This window comes from Brevibacterium sp. JSBI002, assembly GCF_026013965.1.
In the GTDB taxonomy this organism is placed as follows: domain Bacteria; phylum Actinomycetota; class Actinomycetes; order Actinomycetales; family Brevibacteriaceae; genus Brevibacterium.
In genome coordinates this window covers 1,124,691-1,143,792 of the sequence record NZ_CP110341.1, presented here as the reverse complement: position 1 = coordinate 1,143,792, position 19,102 = coordinate 1,124,691, and the positions used below count along the sequence as shown (strand labels likewise).

The following is a 19,102-nucleotide window of genomic DNA, read 5'->3' as shown; positions in this document are numbered from 1 at the left end:
TATGAGTGATCTCACACGGACCGATTCGACGGCTTTCTTCACGGATCAGTACGAATTGACGATGGTGCAGGCGGCCCTGGAATCCGGTGCCGCTCACCGGAAGAGCCTCTTCGAGGTATTCGGCCGCAGCCTTCCCGCAGGTCGCCGCTACGGTGTCGTCGCCGGCACCGGTCGGATCCTCGAGATGGTCCGCGACTTCCGCTTCGACGATGCCGAGCTCTCGTTCCTCAGCAGGGAGAACATCGTCGACAAGCGCACCATCGACTGGTTGGCCGACTATCGGTTCTCCGGCAATATCCGCGGCTATGCCGAGGGAGAGATCTACTTCCCCGGCTCACCGCTGCTGACGATCGAATCGACGTTCGCCGAGGGCGTCATCTTGGAGACGCTCATCCTGTCGGCGATGAACTATGACTGTGCGGTCGCCTCGGCGGCGTCCCGAATGGCTCAGGCGGCCGGCGATCGCCCCTGCGCAGAGATGGGCGGGCGACGCACGAACGAGCATGCGGCCGTGGCTGCGGCTCGGGCCGCGGTCATCGGCGGCTTCGCCTCGACGTCGAACCTGGCGGCCGGCCTGCAGTACGGTCTGCGCACGATCGGCACCTCGGCTCACTCATTCACTCTCCTCCACGATTCCGAGCGAGAGGCCTTCGCCGCTCAGCTGAAGTCGCTGGGCACCGATACGACTCTGCTCCTGGACACCTACGACGTCGAGGAGGCGCTGACCACGGCGATCGAACTGGCCGGGCCGAACCTCGGCGGAGTGCGGATCGATTCCGGTGATCTCATCGAACAGGCCGGTGAGGTGCGCGAGAGCCTTGACCGCCTCGGCGCCCGCGACACGACGATCACCGTCACGAGCGATCTCGACGAGTACGCGATCGCCGCGCTGGCCGCCTCCCCCGTCGACTCCTACGGTGTCGGCACGCGGGTGGTCACCGGTTCGGGTGCCCCGGCCGCCGGGTTGGTGTACAAGCTCGTGGCTCGTGCCGATGAGGCCGGCGAGTGGACCTCGGTGGCCAAGAACTCCTCAGGCAAGCCCTCACGCGGCGGACACAAGGAGGCGCTGCGCCTCATCGACGGTCCGATCGCCGTGGAGGAAGCCGTCGGCATTCCGAGCCTGCCCGATGATCTCGGCGAAGGACGTCGGCTCAGCGTCGATCTCGTCGTCGACGGTGAGGTCGATGAGTCGTTCATCGGTGCGGCAGGAGTCAAGAAGGCCTGCGCCCGACATGACGAGTCCTTGGCGGAGCTGCCGCGTTCGGCCAGGCGCCTGCAGGACGGCGAGCCCGCAATTCCCACCGTGTTCTACTCCGCCTGACCCGCACCCGCGGACTCCGTCCGCAGCCGCGGGTTCCAATACAGGTTCACCGGTCCTGAACGGAGTCGCCCGTTCCGGGTCCGGACCACCTCGAATCGACGAAGCCGCCGAGGCAGACGCACCTCGGCGGCTTCGTCGGCCTTACGCCGACAGCACTCCCCATGCCGGCAGGTGCTCACTTCTTGCCGACGAACCAGCCCTGCAGCTTCTTGATCCGAGCCTGAATCTGCTCCCGCGTGGCTTGGGCGACGGCCGGTCCCCCGCATGCCTTGCGCAGTTCGACGTGGACGTTCTGGTGCGGCGTTCCGGTGCGTCTGGACCAGGCGCCGACGAGGCTCTGGAGCTGGTTGCGCTCTTCCTTCATTGCTCGGTGCTCGAGTTCGCTCGTCTCCGTCTCAGGGGCCGGAGGGGCCGCCGCTGTTTTGCGCTTCGCCTGCCGGGCCTGCTGAGTGCTCAGCAGCTCCCGCACCTGATCGGGTTCGAGCAGGCCGGGGATGCCGATGAAGTCGAGTTCGTCCTCGGAGCCGATGGCTCCGCCGGTGCCGAACTCACCGCCGTCGTAGAGGACACGGTCGAACAGGGCTTCGGCGCCGAGCGCTTCGAAGGAGCCGAGCTGGTCCGACGAGGCGCCCTCGTTTCGGTTCGCCTGCTCCATGGCCTGATCGTCGAAGACGACGACATCGTTCTCGTCCTCGTTCTTCGGGCGATCGAGGGCGTGGTCCCGTTCGGCCTCCATCGAGTTCGCCAGGGCCAGCAGCACGGGCACCGAGGGCAGGAACACCGAGGCGGTCTCACCGCGTTTGCGGGCACGCACGAAGCGCCCGATGGCCTGCGCGAAGAACAGCGGCGTCGACGAGGAGGTCGCGTAGACACCGACACACAGTCGGGGAACGTCGACGCCTTCGGAGACCATCCGCACGGCGACCATCCACCGGTCGGTGGAGTTCTGGAACTGTTCGATCCGTTCCGAGGCTCCCGCTTCGTCGGAGAGCACAACGGTCGGCTTCTCACCGGTGATCTCGTGCAGTCGTTTGGCGTACGCCCGGGCCGCCTCTTGGTCGGTGGCGATGACGAGGCCGCCGGCATCGTGGACGGTGCGTCGGACTTCGGTCAATCGCATATCTGCGGCTTTGAGGACCGCCGGGATCCAGTCGCCCTTCGGGTCGAGGGCCGTGCGCCAAGCCTGCGAGTTGATGTCCTTCGTCGTCTCCTCGCCCAGGACGTGCGACATCTCGTCGCCGGCCTTGGTCCGCCAGGTCATGGCGCCGGCGTAGGCGAGGAAGAGGACTGGGCGGACGACGGAGTCCTTGAGCGCTCGACCGTAGCCGTAGGAATAGTCCGCCACCGAGGTGCGGATGCCGTTCTCGTCGGGAGCGTAGGTCACGAAGGGAATCGGTGAGGTGTCCGAACGGAACGGCGTTCCGGTCAGGGACAGCCGACGGACCGCGGGGCCGAATGCTTCCCGCACGGCATCGCCCCACGACAGGGCGTCACCTCCGTGGTGGACCTCGTCGAGGATGACCAGAGTGCGACCGGCGGCCGTCCGGTTGTGGTGGAGCACGGGTTTGGCAGCGACCTGCGCGTATGTCAGAGCCACGCCGTGGTAGCCGGGTGCGTGTTTGCCCTGGGAGTTCTTGAAATGCGGGTCGAGCTTGATGCCCACGCGCGCCGCCGAGTCAGCCCACTGCACCTTGAGGTGTTCGGTGGGAGCGACGACGGTGACACGGTTGACGACCCGCCTGGCCAACAGTTCGGCTGCCAGGCGCAGAGCGAAGGTGGTCTTACCTGCTCCAGGGGTCGCGACCGCGAGGAAGTCCTTGGGCTGCTTCTGGAAGTAGAGCTCGAGAGCCTCCGCCTGCCAGGCACGCAGCTTTCCCGCCGTTCCCCACGCTGCGCGCTCGGGGAATGCCGGTGGAAGCTGTTCTGCCGCGGAGGTCCCTGGTGCTGTTGGGAGACGATCCGCGGACATCTACTCCTGCGGTCCTTCGGACATCGTCTCGTAGATCTCTTTGCACTTGGGGCAGATCGGGAACCGCTCGGGGTCGCGCGTGGGGACCCACACCTTTCCGCACAAGGCGATCAGCGGAGTCCCGGTCACCATGGACTCCATGATCTTGTCCTTGGGCGCGTAGTGGCTGAAGCGCTCGTGATCGCCGGGCTCGACTAGCTGCTCGGACTGCTCGCGCTCGATCGTTGCTGAACCGCCTGAAGCTGGAATGGTCATGGCTCCATTGTAGTTCCCTAGAATGAGAGTCATGGACCAGGCCTACGACGATTCCCTCACAGAACGCTACCGCGAACTCAGTGACGACATCGCTGCGGCGGTCGCCGTGGTCTCCGCTACCCGCGGCAGCGCCCTGCATGCGATCACCGTCGATTCGTTTCTCGACGTGTCGTACGACCCCCCGACGATGGCGGTCAGCGTCTATTCGGGCTCACGGATGATGGAGACTCTGGAGACGAGTTCCCACTTTGCGATCTCGCTGCTCAACTCCGATCAGCGCGACATCTCCGAACGCCTCGGCGCTTCGGGCCAACCGCTGTACGGATCACTCAAAGGCATCGATACTTTTCCCGCCCCGCACGCCGGACAACCGGTGCTCACCGAGGCGATCGCCTGGTTCGAGCTCGAACTCGCCGAGGTTCTCGAGGTCGCGACCCACAATCTCGTCGTCGGCGAGGTGGTATCCATGGGGGCAGGCGCCGATGCAGGAACGAGACGGCCCCTGCTGCGTTGGCGAAAAGGCTACGGAACTATCGGACCACGCTGACCATCTCATCTGGCTCGGCGCCACCGCACCAGGTATGACGGAGACCCTGCTCCGGATCATCGAGTTTCGGGGAGATACTCGTCGATCCTGAGCAGGGTCTGTCTTGTAGGTCTCGTCGTCAGTTTCGACCGCCGGTGGATCAGACGATCAGACGACTCCCTGGGCGAGCATTGCCTCGGTGACGCGGATGAAGCCTGCGATGTTGGCGCCGGCGACATAGTCCCCGGGCGAACCGAATTCCTCGGCAGCGGCTGCGCAGCTGTCGTGGACATCGCCCATGATCTCGGCCAGGCGTGCTTCGGTGAAATCGAAGTCCCACGAGTCGCGGCTGGCGTTCTGCTGCATTTCGAGCGCACTCGTGGCGACACCGCCGGCGTTTGCGGCCTTGCCCGGGGCGAAGAGAACGCCGGCCTCGGAGAAGATCTTCACCGCTTCCGGTGTGCAGGGCATGTTCGCGCCTTCGGCGAGAGCGATGACTCCGTTCTTGACCAGCGTCGCGGCCGAGTCTCCGTCGAGTTCGTTCTGGGTCGCACATGGCAGTGCCACGTCGACCTCGACGTCCCAGACGTTTCCGCCTTCGTGGTAGGTCGCGCGTCCGCCGCGCTGCTCCACGTATTCGGAGATGCGGCCCCGCTCTTCGAACTTGATGCGCTTGACGAGTTCGGTGTCGATTCCGTCCGGGTCATGGATGAAGCCGGCCGAGTCGGACATCGTGATGACGGTGCCGCCGAAGGAGGTGACCTTCTCTGCGGCGAACACTGCGACATTTCCCGATCCGGAGATCGAGACAGTGCGACCGTCGATGTTCTTCTTCGCGGCGGCGAGCATGTCCTTGAGGAAGTACACGACGCCGAAGCCGGTGGCTTCGGTGCGCACCATGGAACCGCCGTAGGACAGTCCCTTGCCGGTGAGCACACCTGCTTCATAGGAGTTCGTCATGCGCTTGTACTGGCCGAAGAGGTAGCCGATCTCCCGACCACCGACGCCGATGTCACCTGCGGGCACATCGCGATACTCACCGATGTGACGGTACAGCTCGGTCATGAACGACTGGCAGAACCGCATGACTTCGCGGTCGCTGCGGCCCTTCGGGTCGAAGTCAGATCCGCCTTTGCCGCCGCCGATGGGCAGGCCGGTGATGGCGTTCTTGAAGATCTGCTCGAAGCCGAGGAATTTGACGATGCCGAGGTTCACCGAGGGGTGGAATCGCAGTCCGCCCTTGTAGGGGCCGAGTGCCGAGTTGAACTGCACGCGGAAGGCGCGGTTGATCTGCACGACTCCGGAGTCATCGATCCAGGGAACCCGGAAGATGATCTGGCGTTCGGGCTCGCAGAGCCGCTCGAGCGCAGAGAGTTCCAGGTATTCGGGGTGCTTGTCCACGACGGGGCCCAGGGAATAGAGAACTTCCTGTACCGCTTGGTGAAACTCCGACTCTCCAGGGTTACGTTGGAGAACTGTGTCGAAGATTGGCTGCAGTGATGGATGTAGACTCATGCGCACAAACATACCGTGACCCGTATAACAACAATCCAAGCGACCAGATAATGGACAGCGCTGTCCGGTCACTTCAAGTGGGATATAAGTCTTCCGCGCAGTTCCAGGACCCCTGAACAGGAAAGAATAGGCACAAGGCACATGGACATCTCGGAGATCTGGGCGCCGTTTGCACTTCATCTGCGATCAGATGATATGGAGCTCTCGCCCGTAAGAGAGGCCGATATTCCTGAACTCGCACAGATCGCGCGAGGCGGAGTGAGACGTGACGGAATCGAAGCGTTCCTCGTCAATTGGGATTCGGGCACCGATGAGCAGGTAGCACGGAGCCTCGCTCAGTATCACTGGTCCACTCGGGCGAACTTCTCCGTTGATGAGTGGACGATCGAGTTCACGGTCAGGATCAATGGCCGCGCGATCGGAGTTCAGGGTGTAAATGGACATCGGTTTCCACTGACGGGGACAGTCTCGACGGGATCGTGGTTGGCGCTGCCTGAACAGGGCTGCGGATACGGCACCAGGATGCGGAGGATGATCGTCGAAACCTACACCAGATACTTCGGTGCCTCTCGATTCGACACAGCGTACTTCGACGGCAATGACGCCAGCCGGCGGGTATCGGAGAAGCTCGGGTACTCCCCCAATGGAAATCGCAGCGTAGTCGGACAAAACGGCACAGTCCTGACCGAACACCACATGGTGCTCCACTCCGAGAACTACGTCCACACGGACAGTGACCTACAAGTCACCGGCGCCGACGCCTTCCGAACCTTCCTCACAATTACTACCTGACGGGGGCGCAGCAACCTGGCGCCAGGTAGCTGCGCCCCCGTCAGGTAGCACCAAGCACACCCACCACATTCGTTCGTGAATGCAGTAATGGCCCCGCCCAAAAAGTTGGACGAGGCCATCACCACTAAAAAATATTGCGGCAGTCACTTACTCTCCCACAACCACCAAGTTGCAGTACCATCAGCGCGAATGGGCTTAGCTACCGGGATCGGAACGGTTAACCGGGCGTTTCCCCACCACTATCACCACCGCAAAACCAACAAACCACACTCACCCAAACCCATGTTTGGGTGGTAGTGGTCCAAGAACCGCACAGCGAACGCGAACACCAAAAACTTATACAACATGCACACCCGAAAGTGTGAACTCTTCAAGCCATCCCAGAAAAGACGAAACAATCTCTCACACACACCAACCCCACATTGGAATGGTTGATGAGTGATCGGTGTATTAGTACCAGTCAACTCCACACCTCACAGTGCTTCCATACCCGGCCTATCAACCCCATCATCTATAGGACACCTCCCCTGACTCAAGGTCAGTTGGAAATCTCATCTCGGAGCCGGCTTCCCGCTTAGATGCTTTCAGCGGTTATCCATCCCGAACGTAGCCAACCAGCCATGCTCCTGGCGGAACAACTGGCACACCAGAGGTTCGTCCGTCCCGGTCCTCTCGTACTAAGGACAGACCTCCACAAATTTCCTACGCACGCAGCGGATAGGGACCGAACTGTCTCACGACGTTCTAAACCCAGCTCGCGTACCGCTTTAATGGGCGAACAGCCCAACCCTTGGGACCGACTCCAGCCCCAGGATGCGACGAGCCGACATCGAGGTGCCAAACCATGCCGTCGATATGGACTCTTGGGCAAGATCAGCCTGTTATCCCCGAGGTACCTTTTATCCGTTGAGCGACCACGCTTCCACAAGCCATGGCCGGGTCACTAGTCCCAGCTTTCGCTCCTGCTCGACACGTCCGTCTCACAGTCAAGCTCCCTTGTGCACTTACACTCGACACCTGATTGCCAACCAGGCTGGGGAACCTTTGGGCGCCTCCGTTACTCTTTAGGAGGCAACCGCCCCAGTTAAACTACCCATCAGGCACTGTCCCTGAACCCGATCAGGGTCCGAAGTTAAGGAATCCACTATGGTCAGAGTGGTATTTCACCGATCGACTCCACCCCAACTAGCGTCAGGGCTTCCCAGTCTTCCACCTATCCTACACAAACCACACCGAATCCCAATACCAAACTATAGTGAAGGTCTCGGGGTCTTTCCGTCCTGCTGCGCGTAACGAGCATCTTTACTCGTAATGCAATTTCGCCGAGTTCGTGGTTGAGACAGCAGAGAAGTCGTTACGCCATTCGTGCAGGTCGGAACTTACCCGACAAGGAATTTCGCTACCTTAGGATGGTTATAGTTACCACCGCCGTTTACTGGGGCTTAAATTCTCCGCTTCACCCACAAAGTGGGTTAACAGGTCCTCTTAACCTTCCAGCACCGGGCAGGCGTCAGTCCGTATACATCGACTTACATCTTCGCACGGACCTGTGTTTTTAATAAACAGTCGCTTCTCTCTGGCCTCTGCGACCACCACCAGCACATCCCACAGCAAAGTGTGGTTCACCGGGATGGTCCCCCTTCTCCCGAAGTTACGGGGGCATTTTGCCGAGTTCCTTAACCACGATTCTCTCGATCACCTTAGTATTCTCTACTCGACCACCTGTGTCGGTTATAGGGTACGGGCAACACACACCCTCACGTCGATGCTTTTCTCGGCAGCAGAGGATCACCAGATCACCCCACCAATGTGGGGCGCCCATCAGCTCTCACACTCTATGCGGGGACGGATTTACCTACCCCACGTGCTACAACCTTAGACCGTGACTACCATCGCACGGCCTGGCTACCTTTCTGCGTCACACCTCACGCTTACCGACTCCACACTCAGGTCCCCCACTCAAACCCAACCACAGGCCCGAAGGCCTGACGGGATCATCACGGGGTTAGTATCGTGTGTTTTGGTACTGTCGGTTGTGTGTCGGTACCAGAATATCAACTGGTTGTCCATCGACTACGCCTGTCGGCCTCGCCTTAGGTCCCGACTTACCCAGGGCGGATTAGCCTAGCCCTGGAACCCTTGGTCATTCGGTGGACGGGTTTCTCACCCGTCTTTCGCTACTCATGCCTGCATTCTCACTCGAATCGCCTCCACCACTCGTTCACACGGCAGCTTCTCCGGCAACTCGACGCTCCCCTACCCAACACCACACCATTACGGCTTAACTGTGGTGCTGCCACAACTTCGGCGGTGTACTTAGCCCCGCTACATTATCGGCGCTCAATCACTTGACCAGTGAGCTATTACGCACTCTTTCAAGGGTGGCTGCTTCTAAGCCAACCTCCTGGTTGTCTTCGCAACTGAACATCCTTTCCCACTGAGCACACGCTTAGGGGCCTTAGTTGATGGTCTGGGCTGTTTCCCTCTCGACAGTGAAGCTTATCCCCCACTGTCTCACTGCCACGCTGAACCTTGACTGGCATTCGGAGTTTAGTTGACGTCAGTAACCCGGTAGGGCCCATCAGCCATCCAGTAGCTCTACCTCCAGCAAGAACCACGCAACGCTGCACCTAAATGCATTTCGGGGAGAACCAGCTATCACAGAGTTTGATTGGCCTTTCACCCCTAACCACAGGTCATCCTCCATTTTCAACTGAAGTGGGTGCGGGCCTCCACGCGCTCTTACACACGCTTCACCCTGCCCATGGCTAGATCACTCCGCTTCGGGTCTAGGACACGCGACTGACTCGCCCTATTCGGACTCGCTTTCGCTACGGCTACCCCACACGGGTTAACCTCGCCACGCACCGCTAACTCGCAGGCTCATTCTTCAAAGGCACGCCATCACAGTCATCAAGATACTGCTCTGACGGATTGTAAGCACATGGTTTCAGGTACTCTTTCACTCCTCCCGGGGTACTTTTCACCATTCCCTCACGGTACTTATCCGCTATCGGTCATCAGGAAGTATTTAGCCTTACCAGGTGGTCCTGGCAGATTCACACGAAATTCCACGAGTTCCGTGCTACTCGGGCATGCACACACTGCGAACAGTCAATGTTTCGTCTACGGACTCTCACCCACTCCGGTCCTGTTTCCCACCAGGTTCGACTACACCAACAACACTCACAGACCGGCCATGCTGGACCGGACCACGTACACCCCACAACACCCTGCAGCAACACCAGCACGCTTGACACTGCACAGGTTTAGGCTCATCCAGTTTCGCTCGCCACTACTCCCGGAATCATTGTTATTTTCTCTTCCTGCGGGTACTGAGATGTTTCACTTCCCCGCGTTCCCTCCACATGCCCTATATATTCAGACACGGGTCACCACCCTCACGAGTGGCGGGGTTTCCCCATTCGGAGACCCTCGGATCAACGCCTGTTTATCGGCTCCCCGAGGCTTATCGCAGATTTCCACGTCCTTCATCGGCTCCTGATGCCAAGGCATCCACCATGCGCTCTTACACACTCACCCAACCCCCAAAGGGACCGGCTTCGTGTGTGCGAAAAATTGTTTCATTCACCTTAACTAGATGATGACAAGAAAAATCACATTACATAAACACCACTTACTCGCGGTGTTTGATGCTCGCGTCCACTATACGATTCTCAAACCACTACCAAACACCCACCACCACACACCAGAAATCTCTGCTGCTTGGTGGCCGGGTTGGTCCTGTTGGTTGAAACCACACCCAACAACCGTTGGGGTTTGTGATTCCAGGACCCAATAACGTGTTCGTCCTAGCCCATACAACAATCAACGTCGACACGGCAGTCACCGGACAACGCTGGAAGGTATGAACGGAAGTTGTGATGTTCCACCCTTGAGCTCCCAACCAGATGACGCATTCGATCACTGCGTTGGGGTTCTTATGTGTGCTCCTTAGAAAGGAGGTGATCCAGCCGCACCTTCCGGTACGGCTACCTTGTTACGACTTAGTCCCAATCACCAGTCCCACCTTAGACGGCCCCCTCCACAAGGGTTGGGACACCGGCTTCGGGTGTTACCGACTTTCGTGACTTGACGGGCGGTGTGTACAAGGCCCGGGAACGTATTCACCGCAGCGTTGCTGATCTGCGATTACTAGCGACTCCGACTTCACGTAGTCGAATTGCAGACTACGATCCGAACTGAGACTGGCTTTAAGGGATTCGCTTACCCTCACGGGTTCGCCTCTCTCTGTACCAGCCATTGTAGCATGCGTGAAGCCCAAGACATAAAGGGCATGATGATTTGACGTCATCCCCACCTTCCTCCGAGTTGACCCCGGCAGTCTCCTATGAGTTCCCACCATCACGTGCTGGCAACATAGAACGAGGGTTGCGCTCGTTGCGGGACTTAACCCAACATCTCACGACACGAGCTGACGACAACCATGCACCACCTGTACACCAGCTCCAAAGAGAAGAACTGTTTCCAGAACGGTCCAGTGTATGTCAAGCCTTGGTAAGGTTCTTCGCGTTGCATCGAATTAATCCGCATGCTCCGCCGCTTGTGCGGGCCCCGTCAATTCCTTTGAGTTTTAGCCTTGCGACCGTACTCCCCAGGCGGGGCACTTAATGCGTTAGCTACGGCGCGGAGAACGTGGAATGTCCCCCACACCTAGTGCCCAACGTTTACGGCATGGACTACCAGGGTATCTAATCCTGTTCGCTCCCCATGCTTTCGCTCCTCAGTGTCAGTTACAGCCCAGAGTCCCGCCTTCGCCACCGGTGTTCCTCCTGATATCTGCGCATTTCACCGCTACACCAGGAATTCCAGACTCCCCTACTGCACTCTAGTCAGCCCGTACCCACTGCACGCGCAACGTTAAGCGTTGCGTTTCCACAGCAGACGTGACCAACCACCTACGAGCTCTTTACGCCCAATAATTCCGGACAACGCTCGTACCCTACGTATTACCGCGGCTGCTGGCACGTAGTTAGCCGGTACTTCTTCTGCAGGTACCGTCACTTTCGCTTCTTCCCTGCTGAAAGCGGTTTACAACCCGAAGGCCGTCATCCCGCACGCTGCGTCGCTGCATCAGGGTTTCCCCCATTGTGCAATATTCCCCACTGCTGCCTCCCGTAGGAGTCTGGGCCGTGTCTCAGTCCCAGTGTGGCCGGTCGCCCTCTCAGGCCGGCTACCCGTCGTCGCCTTGGTGGGCCATTACCCCACCAACAAGCTGATAGGCCGCGAGCCCATCCCTGATCGAAAAACTTTCCACCAACCCTCATGCGAGGGTTGGTCGTATCCGGTATTAGACCCGGTTTCCCAGGCTTATCCCGAAATCAGGGGCAGGTTACTCACGTGTTACTCACCCGTTCGCCACTCATCCACCAGAAGCAAGCTTCTGGCTTCAGCGTTCGACTTGCATGTGTTAAGCACGCAGCCAGCGTTCGTCCTGAGCCAGGATCAAACTCTCCATAAAAAAAATTATGTTACGAATGAATCCCAGCAAGACAGCCAACCCCTCACGGGGTGAGAAGGTTGACCAAAAAACACTGACCAAACACGAAGGCCACCCATGTGATGCGGGAGGTTCGGCGAAGAACCACCCACACGAGGCGACACCATGTTCGATCAGATGATTGTCTTACCAGAAAATAAAATGTTCTGGCATCACAACTTGTTCAAACAAACACGCTATTGGATTCTCAAACCACAAACACACACCCATCACCACACCACACAAAAAGACAGTGTGTTCACTGGGGGTATCAGTTTCTGTTTGCACTTTTCGTCTTGCGACTCGCTGTGCCAGCGGATGTCCACTCTACATGGTTGTTCTGATCCGCGCAACTCGAAGTTCATCTTCGGTTTGCCCGTATCGTTCCCGATCAGAGCGACTGTTGCCGTTCCTTGCGGCCTGGCAACCTGGACTACAATACACACATCTTCGGCCACCTGCAAAACCGCTCCGCACATGCCCACTTCCCCACCCGGAAGAACCCCCAGATCTCGGGGGAAAGTCTTCTCCGCACAGCGTTAAGAGAGACCTACGCCACGGGTTCGGCGAGTTCCGGAGAATCGTTGCGGACGTTTCCGACCGCTTTGCCGACCTTGTGTCGAGTGACGCTGGCGGGATCAACCTGGTCGAGGGTTGTCGCCAGCAGGCCCGGCACATCGTTCGTCAGGACTCCGGGGTCGATCCAGTCACCGATCTGGTCGCGCCCGAGGAACACGGGCATCCGATGGTGGACATCGCTGAGGTGCCCCGCGGACTCCATAGTGAGGATCATCGTAGAGACCAACCAGGTCTCATCCGGCTGTTTCCAGAACTCGAAGAGTCCCGCCATAAAGAGGGGATCCTCGCCGGCAGCGGTCATCATCCACGGCTGCTTGCCGTCTTCTGTGTTCTCCCATTCGTAGTACCCCGGGATCGGCAGAGCACAGCGACGACGTCGGATGGCCTGCCGGAACATCGGCTTCTCGAGCACTGTCTCGGAACGGGCGTTGAACGCCTTGAAGCCGATCTTCGGATCCTTCGCCCACGCCGGCACCAGCCCCCAGGAGGCGGTTTCGAGACGGCGGTGCAGCTGTCCATCCTCGTCGAGTCGTTCGACGACTATCGGCACGAATGACCCCGGGGGCACATTGAAGCGCGGCGCGTAGTCATAGGAGACGACATCCAACCGCAGCTCATCAGCGAGATCTGCCGGATCGAGAGACATATTGAGTCGACCGCACATGCGCCCATCTTCTCACTTCACTACACTGTCGACAATGGCGGCAGAAGAGAATACAGGGGCGGTGTTCGACCCGATCGAAGAGTCCCGTCGGCAATGGCTGGCCCATGGATGGGACGACGCAGCCGACGGAATGACGACAGTGATCTCAGTAATGAGGATCCATCAGCTGTTCCTGGCTCGAGTCGATGCCGCTCTCAAGCCCTTTGCGCTGACGTTCTCCCGCTATGAAGTCCTCACTCTCCTGTCTTTCACACGAGCCGGGACTCTGCCGATGTCGAAGATCTCCTCTCGCCTGCAGGTGCATGCGACCTCGACGACGAACTCCGTCGACCGCCTCGAGAAGGCCGGCCTCGTCGCCAGACGCAGCCACCCCGACGATCGCCGGACGACGCTCGTCGACCTCACCGACGCCGGTCGCGAGCTTGCCGCTCAGGCGACGAAGGCACTCAACGCCGAGGTCTTCTCCTCCCCCGATTTCGCCGGGATCGACCTCGATTCACTGCTCCCCCATCTCGAAACGCTGCGCTCAGGACTCGAACCCGGCGCCTGAGCCGACCGAAGCCGGCCGCTGAACGGACCATCGTCCACCGGGGCCACCTCGGCGAGAAATTAGTTGGATGTCCAAGTAATATGGACGTATCGTGGTGTCGATCACCGAATACGCGTCCGATTCTTGGAGGATTCATGTCCCGCAGTACAGCCGCTGCCCTACCTTTCGGTCTCACCGACGAACAGCAGACCGTCGCCGGGATGGTGCGTGAGTTCGCCGATACCGAAGTCGCCCCACACGCCCTCCAATGGGACGCCGAACACTTCTTCCCCGTCGACGTCATCAGGAAGTCTGCCGAACTCGGAATGGGCGGCATCTACGTCAGTGAGGAGTCCGGCGGAACCGGAATGGGCCGGATGGACGCAGCGCTGATCTTCGAAGCGATGTCGACCGGATGCCCCTCCGTCGCCGCCTATATCTCCATCCACAACATGGTCGCGTGGATGATCGACAAGTTCGGCAACTACGAGCAGAAGACGACGTACCTCGAGAAGCTCGTCTCCATGGAGCACCTCGGCAGCTACTGCCTGACCGAGCCCAATGCCGGCTCCGATGCGGCCGCCCTGCGCACCTCCGCCCGTGAGGACGGCGACCACTATGTGCTCAACGGAGTCAAGCAGTTCATCTCCGGCGCCGGCACCTCGGATACCTACCTCGTCATGGCCCGCACAGGCCAGGACGGAGCGCGTGGAATCTCCGCCTTCATCCTCGAGAAGGGTATGGAGGGTCTGAGCTTCGGCCCCAATGAGCAGAAGATGGGCTGGCGCGCACAGCCGACCCGACAGGTGATCATGGAGAACGTGCGGGTTCCGAAGGAGAACATGCTCGGCGCGCCCGGCCAAGGCTTCAAGATCGCAATGTCCGGACTCGACGGCGGACGTCTCAACATCGGCGCCTGCTCGCTCGGCGGCGGTCAGGCCGCGCTCGAGAAGGCCATCGCCTATATGGGTGAGCGCCAGGCCTTCGGTACCGAGCTCTCCGGATTCCAGGCTCTGCGCTTCGAGGTCGCTCAGATGCAGGCCGACCTCGAGGGTGCTCGCTCCCTGCTGTGGCGGGCCGCGAGCGCCTACGACGCAGGCGATCCGAACACATCTCTGCTCTCGGCCATGGCCAAGCTCAAGGCCACCGACACCGGTTTCGATGTCGCGAACAGGGCACTCCAGTTGCACGGCGGCTACGGCTATCTGACAGAGTATGGAATTGAGAAGCTGGTGCGTGACCTGCGAGTCCACCAGATTCTGGAAGGCACCAACGAAATCATGCGCGTGATCATCTCGCGCAAGAGCACAGGAGTGGGCTGATATGACAGAACCTTCGGCAGAGCAGGCGGACGCCTCCGTCATCACCTCGGTATCCAACGGGGTCGGCCGAATCGAACTCAATCGACCGAAGCTGATCAATGCGCTCAGCCAGGACATGGTGGGCGCCATCGACGAAGCCCTCAATGGTTGGCGCGACGACGATGCGGTCAAGCTCGTCCTCGTCACCGGTCGCGGCGAACGCGGTCTGTGCGCTGGCGGCGACATCAAGGCCGTATACAACGACATCGTGGCCGGCAGCGACGAGAACGCGAGATTCTGGAACCGCGAATACAAGATGAACTTCGCGATCTCCGAGTTCCCCAAGCCCTACGTCGTCATCATGAACGGCATCACGATGGGCGGAGGCGTCGGCATCTCCGGACACGGATCGCACCGCATCGTCACCGATTCGACGAAGGTCGGAATGCCCGAGACCGGAATCGGGCTCTTCCCCGACGTCGGCGGCACCCACCTGTTGGCCAACGCCCCCGGAGAGCTCGGCACCCACCTTGCGCTGACCGGGCAGCCCATCGGAGCCGGCGCCGCGATCACCCTCGGCCTCGCCGATCATTTCGTCCCCGACGCGCAGATCCCCTATCTCATCGCTGACCTCACCGCCGGTGAGGACCTCGACTCGGTCATCGGCCGGTATTCGACCGACGTTCCGGACAACGAACTCGCCGAGGCGGCCGACTGGATCAACGCCTGCTACGCCGGAGACGACGCCGAAGCCATCGTCGCAGCTCTCGCCGCGCACGAGAACCCCGATGCCCAGGCCACCGCCCGGCTCATCGGCACGAAGTCACCCACCTCGGTGAAGGTGACCCTGGCTGCGGTCCGGAACGCCGCATCGATGACCCTGGCCGACGTCCTCGAACAGGACTACCGGGTCGCCGTCACTCTCACCGGCCTGCCGGACCTCAAGGAAGGCATCCGCGCGCAGGTCATCGACAAGGACCGCAACCCGCAGTGGAGTCCCGCCTCGCTGGCCGAGGTCACCGACGAACAGGTTCAGTCCATCCTCACCACCGACCACGAAGACAAGGTGTTCTCATGAGCGAATTCGAAACCATCCTCACCGACGTCGCCGATGGCGTCGCCACCATCACGATCAACCGACCGAAGGCGCTCAACGCGCTCAATCTGCAGGTGCTCACCGACATCACAGATGCCGCGACGGCCTACGACGCAGATGATTCGATCAAGGCGATCATCATCACCGGCAGCGAGAAGGCCTTCGCCGCCGGCGCAGATATCAAGGAGATGTCGAGCCTCGACTTCTCGACCGCGTATAAGGCCGACTGGTTCGCCGGGTGGACCCGGCTGACCGATGTGCGCAAGCCGGTCATCACCGCAGTCGGCGGCTACGCCCTGGGCGGCGGCTGCGAACTGGCGATGATGGGCGACATCCTCATCGCATCGACGAAGGCGAAGTTCGGACAGCCCGAGATCAACCTCGGTGTGCTCCCGGGCATGGGCGGATCACAGCGGCTGACCCGCGCCATCGGCAAGGCCAAGGCCATGGACATGTGCCTGACAGGCCGGATGATGGGCGCCGAGGAGGCCGAACGTTCCGGACTCGTCGCTCGCATCGTCGAACCCGAAGCGCTCCTGGATACAGCGAACGAGATCGCGCAGACGATCGCGTCGAAGTCCCGCATCGCCTCGGCGATGGTCAAGGAAGCGGTGAACACCGCATTCGAGACGACCCTGGAGCAGGGACTGCGCTACGAGCGCCGACTCTTCCATTCGTCCCTGGCCACGAATGATCAGACCGAGGGCATGGCCGCCTTCGTCGAGAAGCGGGACCCGAACTTCACGGATTCCTGATCAAATTCCTTATGATTGCCGAAGGCGCAGACTCCTCCAACAGTCTGCGCCTTCGTCGTCTGACCAGCCGAAATGCGGACCAGGAGACAAAAGACAATGTGTTCCGTATCGCATTTAACAATCGTTCGGTTAGAGTGAGTGTATGCATTCAACTTCGCAAGGAGGCACCGTGACAAGCTTCACCGATCTGCGCTCCCAACTCCGTCTGCCCGTCGTCGGCTCCCCCATGTTCATCGCCTCGGGGCCCGAATTGGTCAAGGCCCAGTGCCAGGCGGGGATCGTTGGGTCCTTCCCGTCGCTGAACGCCCGTCCGGCCTCGCAGCTGACCGACTGGCTCGATGAGATCTCCGAGTCGAACGCCGCCCACACTGCGGCGAATCCGCAGCAGCCGGCCGCTCCGTTCGCGGTCAACCTCATCGTCCACCGATCGAACAATCGCCTCGAGGAGGACCTCTCCGAGGTGGTCCGCCACCAAGTGCCGATCGTCATCACCTCGCTCGGTGCCCGTGAAGAGGTCAACGAAGCGGTCCATTCCTACGGCGGCGTCGTCCTTCACGACGTCATCAACAACCGCTTCGCCAACAAGGCCGTCGAGAAGGGCGCCGACGGCGTCATCGCCGTGGCCGCCGGGGCCGGCGGGCACGCCGGGGCGCAGTCGCCGTTCGCCCTGGTCCAGGAGATCCGGTCCTGGTTCGATGGTCCCCTGCTGCTGTCGGGCGCCATCGCCCACGGCCGTTCGATCCTTGCGGCACTGGCCGCTGGTGCCGATTTCGCCTACATCGGCTCGGCCTTCCTGTCCACGCCCGAGGCGAATGTCGTCGACGACTATCGGTCGATGATCGTCGAATCCGGCGCCGACGACGTCGTGTACTCGAATTACTTCACCGGCGTGAAGGGCAACTACCTGCGCGGGTCCATCGTCGCCTCGGGCCTCGACCCGGACAATCTGCCCGACGCCGATCCCACGAAGATGGACTTCAGCTCATCTTCGGGTTCGGATTCGAAGGCTTGGAAGGACATCTGGGGCTCGGGACAGGGCATCGGTGCACTCGGCCAGCAGCGCACAACCGCCGAGCTCGTCGAGACCTTCGCCGCTCAGTTCGACGAGGCGAAGCAGCAGCTGCAGGCGCAGCTGGGCTGATCCGACCGAGCGCCTCAAAGACCACCTCAGCCCCAATTGCTACCTGACGGCGGCCCAGCAACTCGCGCGAGGTTGCTGGGCCGCCGTCAGGTAGCGGTGAGGTTCCGGTCAGATCGTCGAGATGATTCCTCGTTCCGTCAGACGGGAAGCCAGACCGGCACCGTCCGGGGCGTAGATCCACGGCACGCCCTGGCCCCGACCGTGGCGCTTCGACCGTCCGCCGGCCCACACGGCCTCACCGACGGTGAGCTGTCGGATCGCGACAGCCGCAACGTTCTTCGGGTGGTTCTCGACGAACTCCCCATAGATCTCCTCGTCGTTCTGCCCGTCGTCACCGATGAGCAGCCACTTCATCCACGGGAACTCCCTGGCCAGACGTTCCAGCGAATTGCGTTTGTGCTCCTTGCCCGACCGGAACACCCGAGTCGTCGTCGGCCCCCAGTCGGTAAGCAGCAGCGGACCCATCGGATAGAGATTGCGGGAGAGGAAGCGCTTGAGTGTCAGCGCAGAGTTCCATGCCCCCGTCGACAGATAGACCATCGGAGTGTCCGGGCGCATGAACGTGATCCGGTCATAGAGCACAGCCATTCCCGCCACCGGGGACCGCGCGTGCTCGCTGAGGACGAAGGTGTTCCACGCGGCAAGGAAGGGACGCGGCAGCGATGTGACCATGACCGTGTCGTCGATATCGGAGATGATGCCGAAGGTCGAGTCCTCACCGATGATGCGCACGGCTGCCGAGTCGACGAGCGAGCCGTCGGTCCACAGTTCGATCTCGGTCTCTCCCGGTTCGAAGTCTCCGGGGATCACGGTGTCGATGATGCCTCCGCGATCGGAGGTGACCATATGCTCTTCGTCGTTCACGCGCACCCAGGCGGTGTCATTGGGCAGAGGCACACTGACGAAGGACTTCCACCCGCGGATGCTCGCGTGGACATCGGCGGCCGGCTGACCGTTCGGGGTGAGCACCAAGCGGCCGAGCACCCGCACCCAACCGGTCCCGCCATAGGTGTCGTAGGCGATGACGGTGCGATGGTAGGCGTGGTCGGTGGCCCGATTCTGGATCCAGCCGTTGAACCGGTCCTCCACCCGCGCAGCGGTGTGGAGCATATCCGGGGTGAGGTTGAGCGGCCCGTCTTCGGGTTTCTTCTTCGCCACG

At 60.8% G+C, this 19,102-nt stretch carries 13 protein-coding genes and 3 rRNA genes; 8 read left to right on the top strand and 8 right to left on the bottom strand.

Going from position 1 to position 19,102, the window contains the following annotated elements; translation table 11 throughout:
• Position 1 precedes the first annotated feature (1 nt).
• A complete protein-coding gene (locus tag LJ362_RS05110; RefSeq protein ID WP_264801054.1) occupies positions 2 to 1,321 on the top strand; it encodes a nicotinate phosphoribosyltransferase in 1,320 nt (439 codons plus the stop codon).
• Between the two features lie 175 nt (positions 1,322 to 1,496).
• On the opposite strand, the gene LJ362_RS05105 is transcribed toward LJ362_RS05110, so the two are convergent.
• A complete protein-coding gene (locus LJ362_RS05105) occupies positions 1,497 to 3,290 on the bottom strand; it encodes a DEAD/DEAH box helicase (RefSeq protein WP_264801053.1) in 1,794 nt (597 codons plus the stop codon).
• On the bottom strand, positions 3,291 to 3,545 hold the full coding sequence (locus LJ362_RS05100) for a DUF3039 domain-containing protein (protein WP_035320920.1): 255 nt from the start codon (positions 3,543 to 3,545) through the stop codon (positions 3,291 to 3,293). It abuts the gene before it with no gap.
• Between the two features lie 31 nt (positions 3,546 to 3,576).
• On the opposite strand from LJ362_RS05100, the gene LJ362_RS05095 reads away from it, so the two are divergent.
• Complete coding sequence (locus LJ362_RS05095) at positions 3,577 to 4,092, top strand: flavin reductase family protein (RefSeq protein WP_264801052.1); 516 nt, start codon at positions 3,577 to 3,579, stop codon at positions 4,090 to 4,092.
• 147 nt (positions 4,093 to 4,239) lie between these two features.
• On the opposite strand, the gene gdhA is transcribed toward LJ362_RS05095, so the two are convergent.
• Complete coding sequence (gdhA, locus tag LJ362_RS05090) at positions 4,240 to 5,586, bottom strand: NADP-specific glutamate dehydrogenase (RefSeq protein ID WP_264801051.1); 1,347 nt, start codon at positions 5,584 to 5,586, stop codon at positions 4,240 to 4,242.
• A gap of 141 nt (positions 5,587 to 5,727) precedes the next feature.
• Here gdhA and LJ362_RS05085 point away from each other — a divergent pair, with 141 nt between their 5' ends.
• On the top strand, positions 5,728 to 6,378 hold the full coding sequence (locus LJ362_RS05085; RefSeq protein WP_264801050.1) for a GNAT family N-acetyltransferase: 651 nt from the start codon (positions 5,728 to 5,730) through the stop codon (positions 6,376 to 6,378).
• Between the two features lie 134 nt (positions 6,379 to 6,512).
• On the opposite strand, the gene rrf is transcribed toward LJ362_RS05085, so the two are convergent.
• The 4 genes from rrf to LJ362_RS05065 all read right to left on the bottom strand — a co-directional run bounded on the left by rrf (position 6,513) and on the right by LJ362_RS05065 (position 13,103).
• Positions 6,513 to 6,631, bottom strand: a 5S ribosomal RNA gene (gene rrf, locus LJ362_RS05080).
• Between the two features lie 177 nt (positions 6,632 to 6,808).
• Positions 6,809 to 9,921: ribosomal RNA gene (locus tag LJ362_RS05075) — 23S ribosomal RNA — on the bottom strand.
• A gap of 415 nt (positions 9,922 to 10,336) precedes the next feature.
• Positions 10,337 to 11,860 (bottom strand): 16S ribosomal RNA (locus LJ362_RS05070).
• Together the 16S, 23S and 5S rRNA genes form the textbook arrangement of a ribosomal RNA operon.
• 568 nt (positions 11,861 to 12,428) lie before the next feature.
• A complete protein-coding gene (locus LJ362_RS05065; protein WP_413774229.1) occupies positions 12,429 to 13,103 on the bottom strand; it encodes an SOS response-associated peptidase in 675 nt (224 codons plus the stop codon).
• 52 nt (positions 13,104 to 13,155) lie between these two features.
• Between LJ362_RS05065 and LJ362_RS05060 the strand changes: the two genes are divergently transcribed.
• The 5 genes from LJ362_RS05060 (at position 13,156) to LJ362_RS05040 (ending at position 17,943) form a co-directional block, all read left to right on the top strand.
• Positions 13,156 to 13,671, top strand: a complete 516-nt coding sequence (locus tag LJ362_RS05060) for a MarR family transcriptional regulator (protein ID WP_264801047.1) — start codon at positions 13,156 to 13,158, stop codon at positions 13,669 to 13,671.
• Between the two features lie 134 nt (positions 13,672 to 13,805).
• On the top strand, positions 13,806 to 14,972 hold the full coding sequence (locus LJ362_RS05055; RefSeq protein WP_264801046.1) for an acyl-CoA dehydrogenase family protein: 1,167 nt from the start codon (positions 13,806 to 13,808) through the stop codon (positions 14,970 to 14,972).
• A gap of 1 nt (position 14,973) precedes the next feature.
• Complete coding sequence (locus tag LJ362_RS05050) at positions 14,974 to 16,029, top strand: enoyl-CoA hydratase/isomerase family protein (protein ID WP_264801045.1); 1,056 nt, start codon at positions 14,974 to 14,976, stop codon at positions 16,027 to 16,029.
• A complete protein-coding gene (locus LJ362_RS05045; protein WP_264801044.1) occupies positions 16,026 to 16,802 on the top strand; it encodes an enoyl-CoA hydratase in 777 nt (258 codons plus the stop codon). Before LJ362_RS05050 ends, LJ362_RS05045 begins: the two co-directional genes overlap by 4 nt.
• A gap of 169 nt (positions 16,803 to 16,971) precedes the next feature.
• Complete coding sequence (locus LJ362_RS05040) at positions 16,972 to 17,943, top strand: NAD(P)H-dependent flavin oxidoreductase (protein WP_264801043.1); 972 nt, start codon at positions 16,972 to 16,974, stop codon at positions 17,941 to 17,943.
• A 108-nt stretch (positions 17,944 to 18,051) separates the two neighbouring features.
• Here LJ362_RS05040 and LJ362_RS05035 read toward each other — a convergent pair whose 3' ends face one another.
• Entirely contained in the window at positions 18,052 to 19,101 is a 1,050-nt protein-coding gene (locus tag LJ362_RS05035) for an App1 family protein (protein ID WP_025780904.1), read from the bottom strand.
• Position 19,102 lies beyond the last annotated feature (1 nt).

Coding starts and splice junctions, on each gene's coding strand:
- LJ362_RS05110 (WP_264801054.1), top strand. CDS start 2: ATGAGTGATCTCACACGGACCGATTCGACGGCTTTCTTCACGGATCAG.
- LJ362_RS05105 (WP_264801053.1), bottom strand. CDS start 3,290: ATGTCCGCGGATCGTCTCCCAACAGCACCAGGGACCTCCGCGGCAGAA.
- LJ362_RS05100 (WP_035320920.1), bottom strand. CDS start 3,545: ATGACCATTCCAGCTTCAGGCGGTTCAGCAACGATCGAGCGCGAGCAG.
- LJ362_RS05095 (WP_264801052.1), top strand. CDS start 3,577: ATGGACCAGGCCTACGACGATTCCCTCACAGAACGCTACCGCGAACTC.
- gdhA (WP_264801051.1), bottom strand. CDS start 5,586: ATGAGTCTACATCCATCACTGCAGCCAATCTTCGACACAGTTCTCCAA.
- LJ362_RS05085 (WP_264801050.1), top strand. CDS start 5,728: ATGGACATCTCGGAGATCTGGGCGCCGTTTGCACTTCATCTGCGATCA.
- LJ362_RS05065 (WP_413774229.1), bottom strand. CDS start 13,103: ATGTCTCTCGATCCGGCAGATCTCGCTGATGAGCTGCGGTTGGATGTC.
- LJ362_RS05060 (WP_264801047.1), top strand. CDS start 13,156: ATGGCGGCAGAAGAGAATACAGGGGCGGTGTTCGACCCGATCGAAGAG.
- LJ362_RS05055 (WP_264801046.1), top strand. CDS start 13,806: ATGTCCCGCAGTACAGCCGCTGCCCTACCTTTCGGTCTCACCGACGAA.
- LJ362_RS05050 (WP_264801045.1), top strand. CDS start 14,974: ATGACAGAACCTTCGGCAGAGCAGGCGGACGCCTCCGTCATCACCTCG.
- LJ362_RS05045 (WP_264801044.1), top strand. CDS start 16,026: ATGAGCGAATTCGAAACCATCCTCACCGACGTCGCCGATGGCGTCGCC.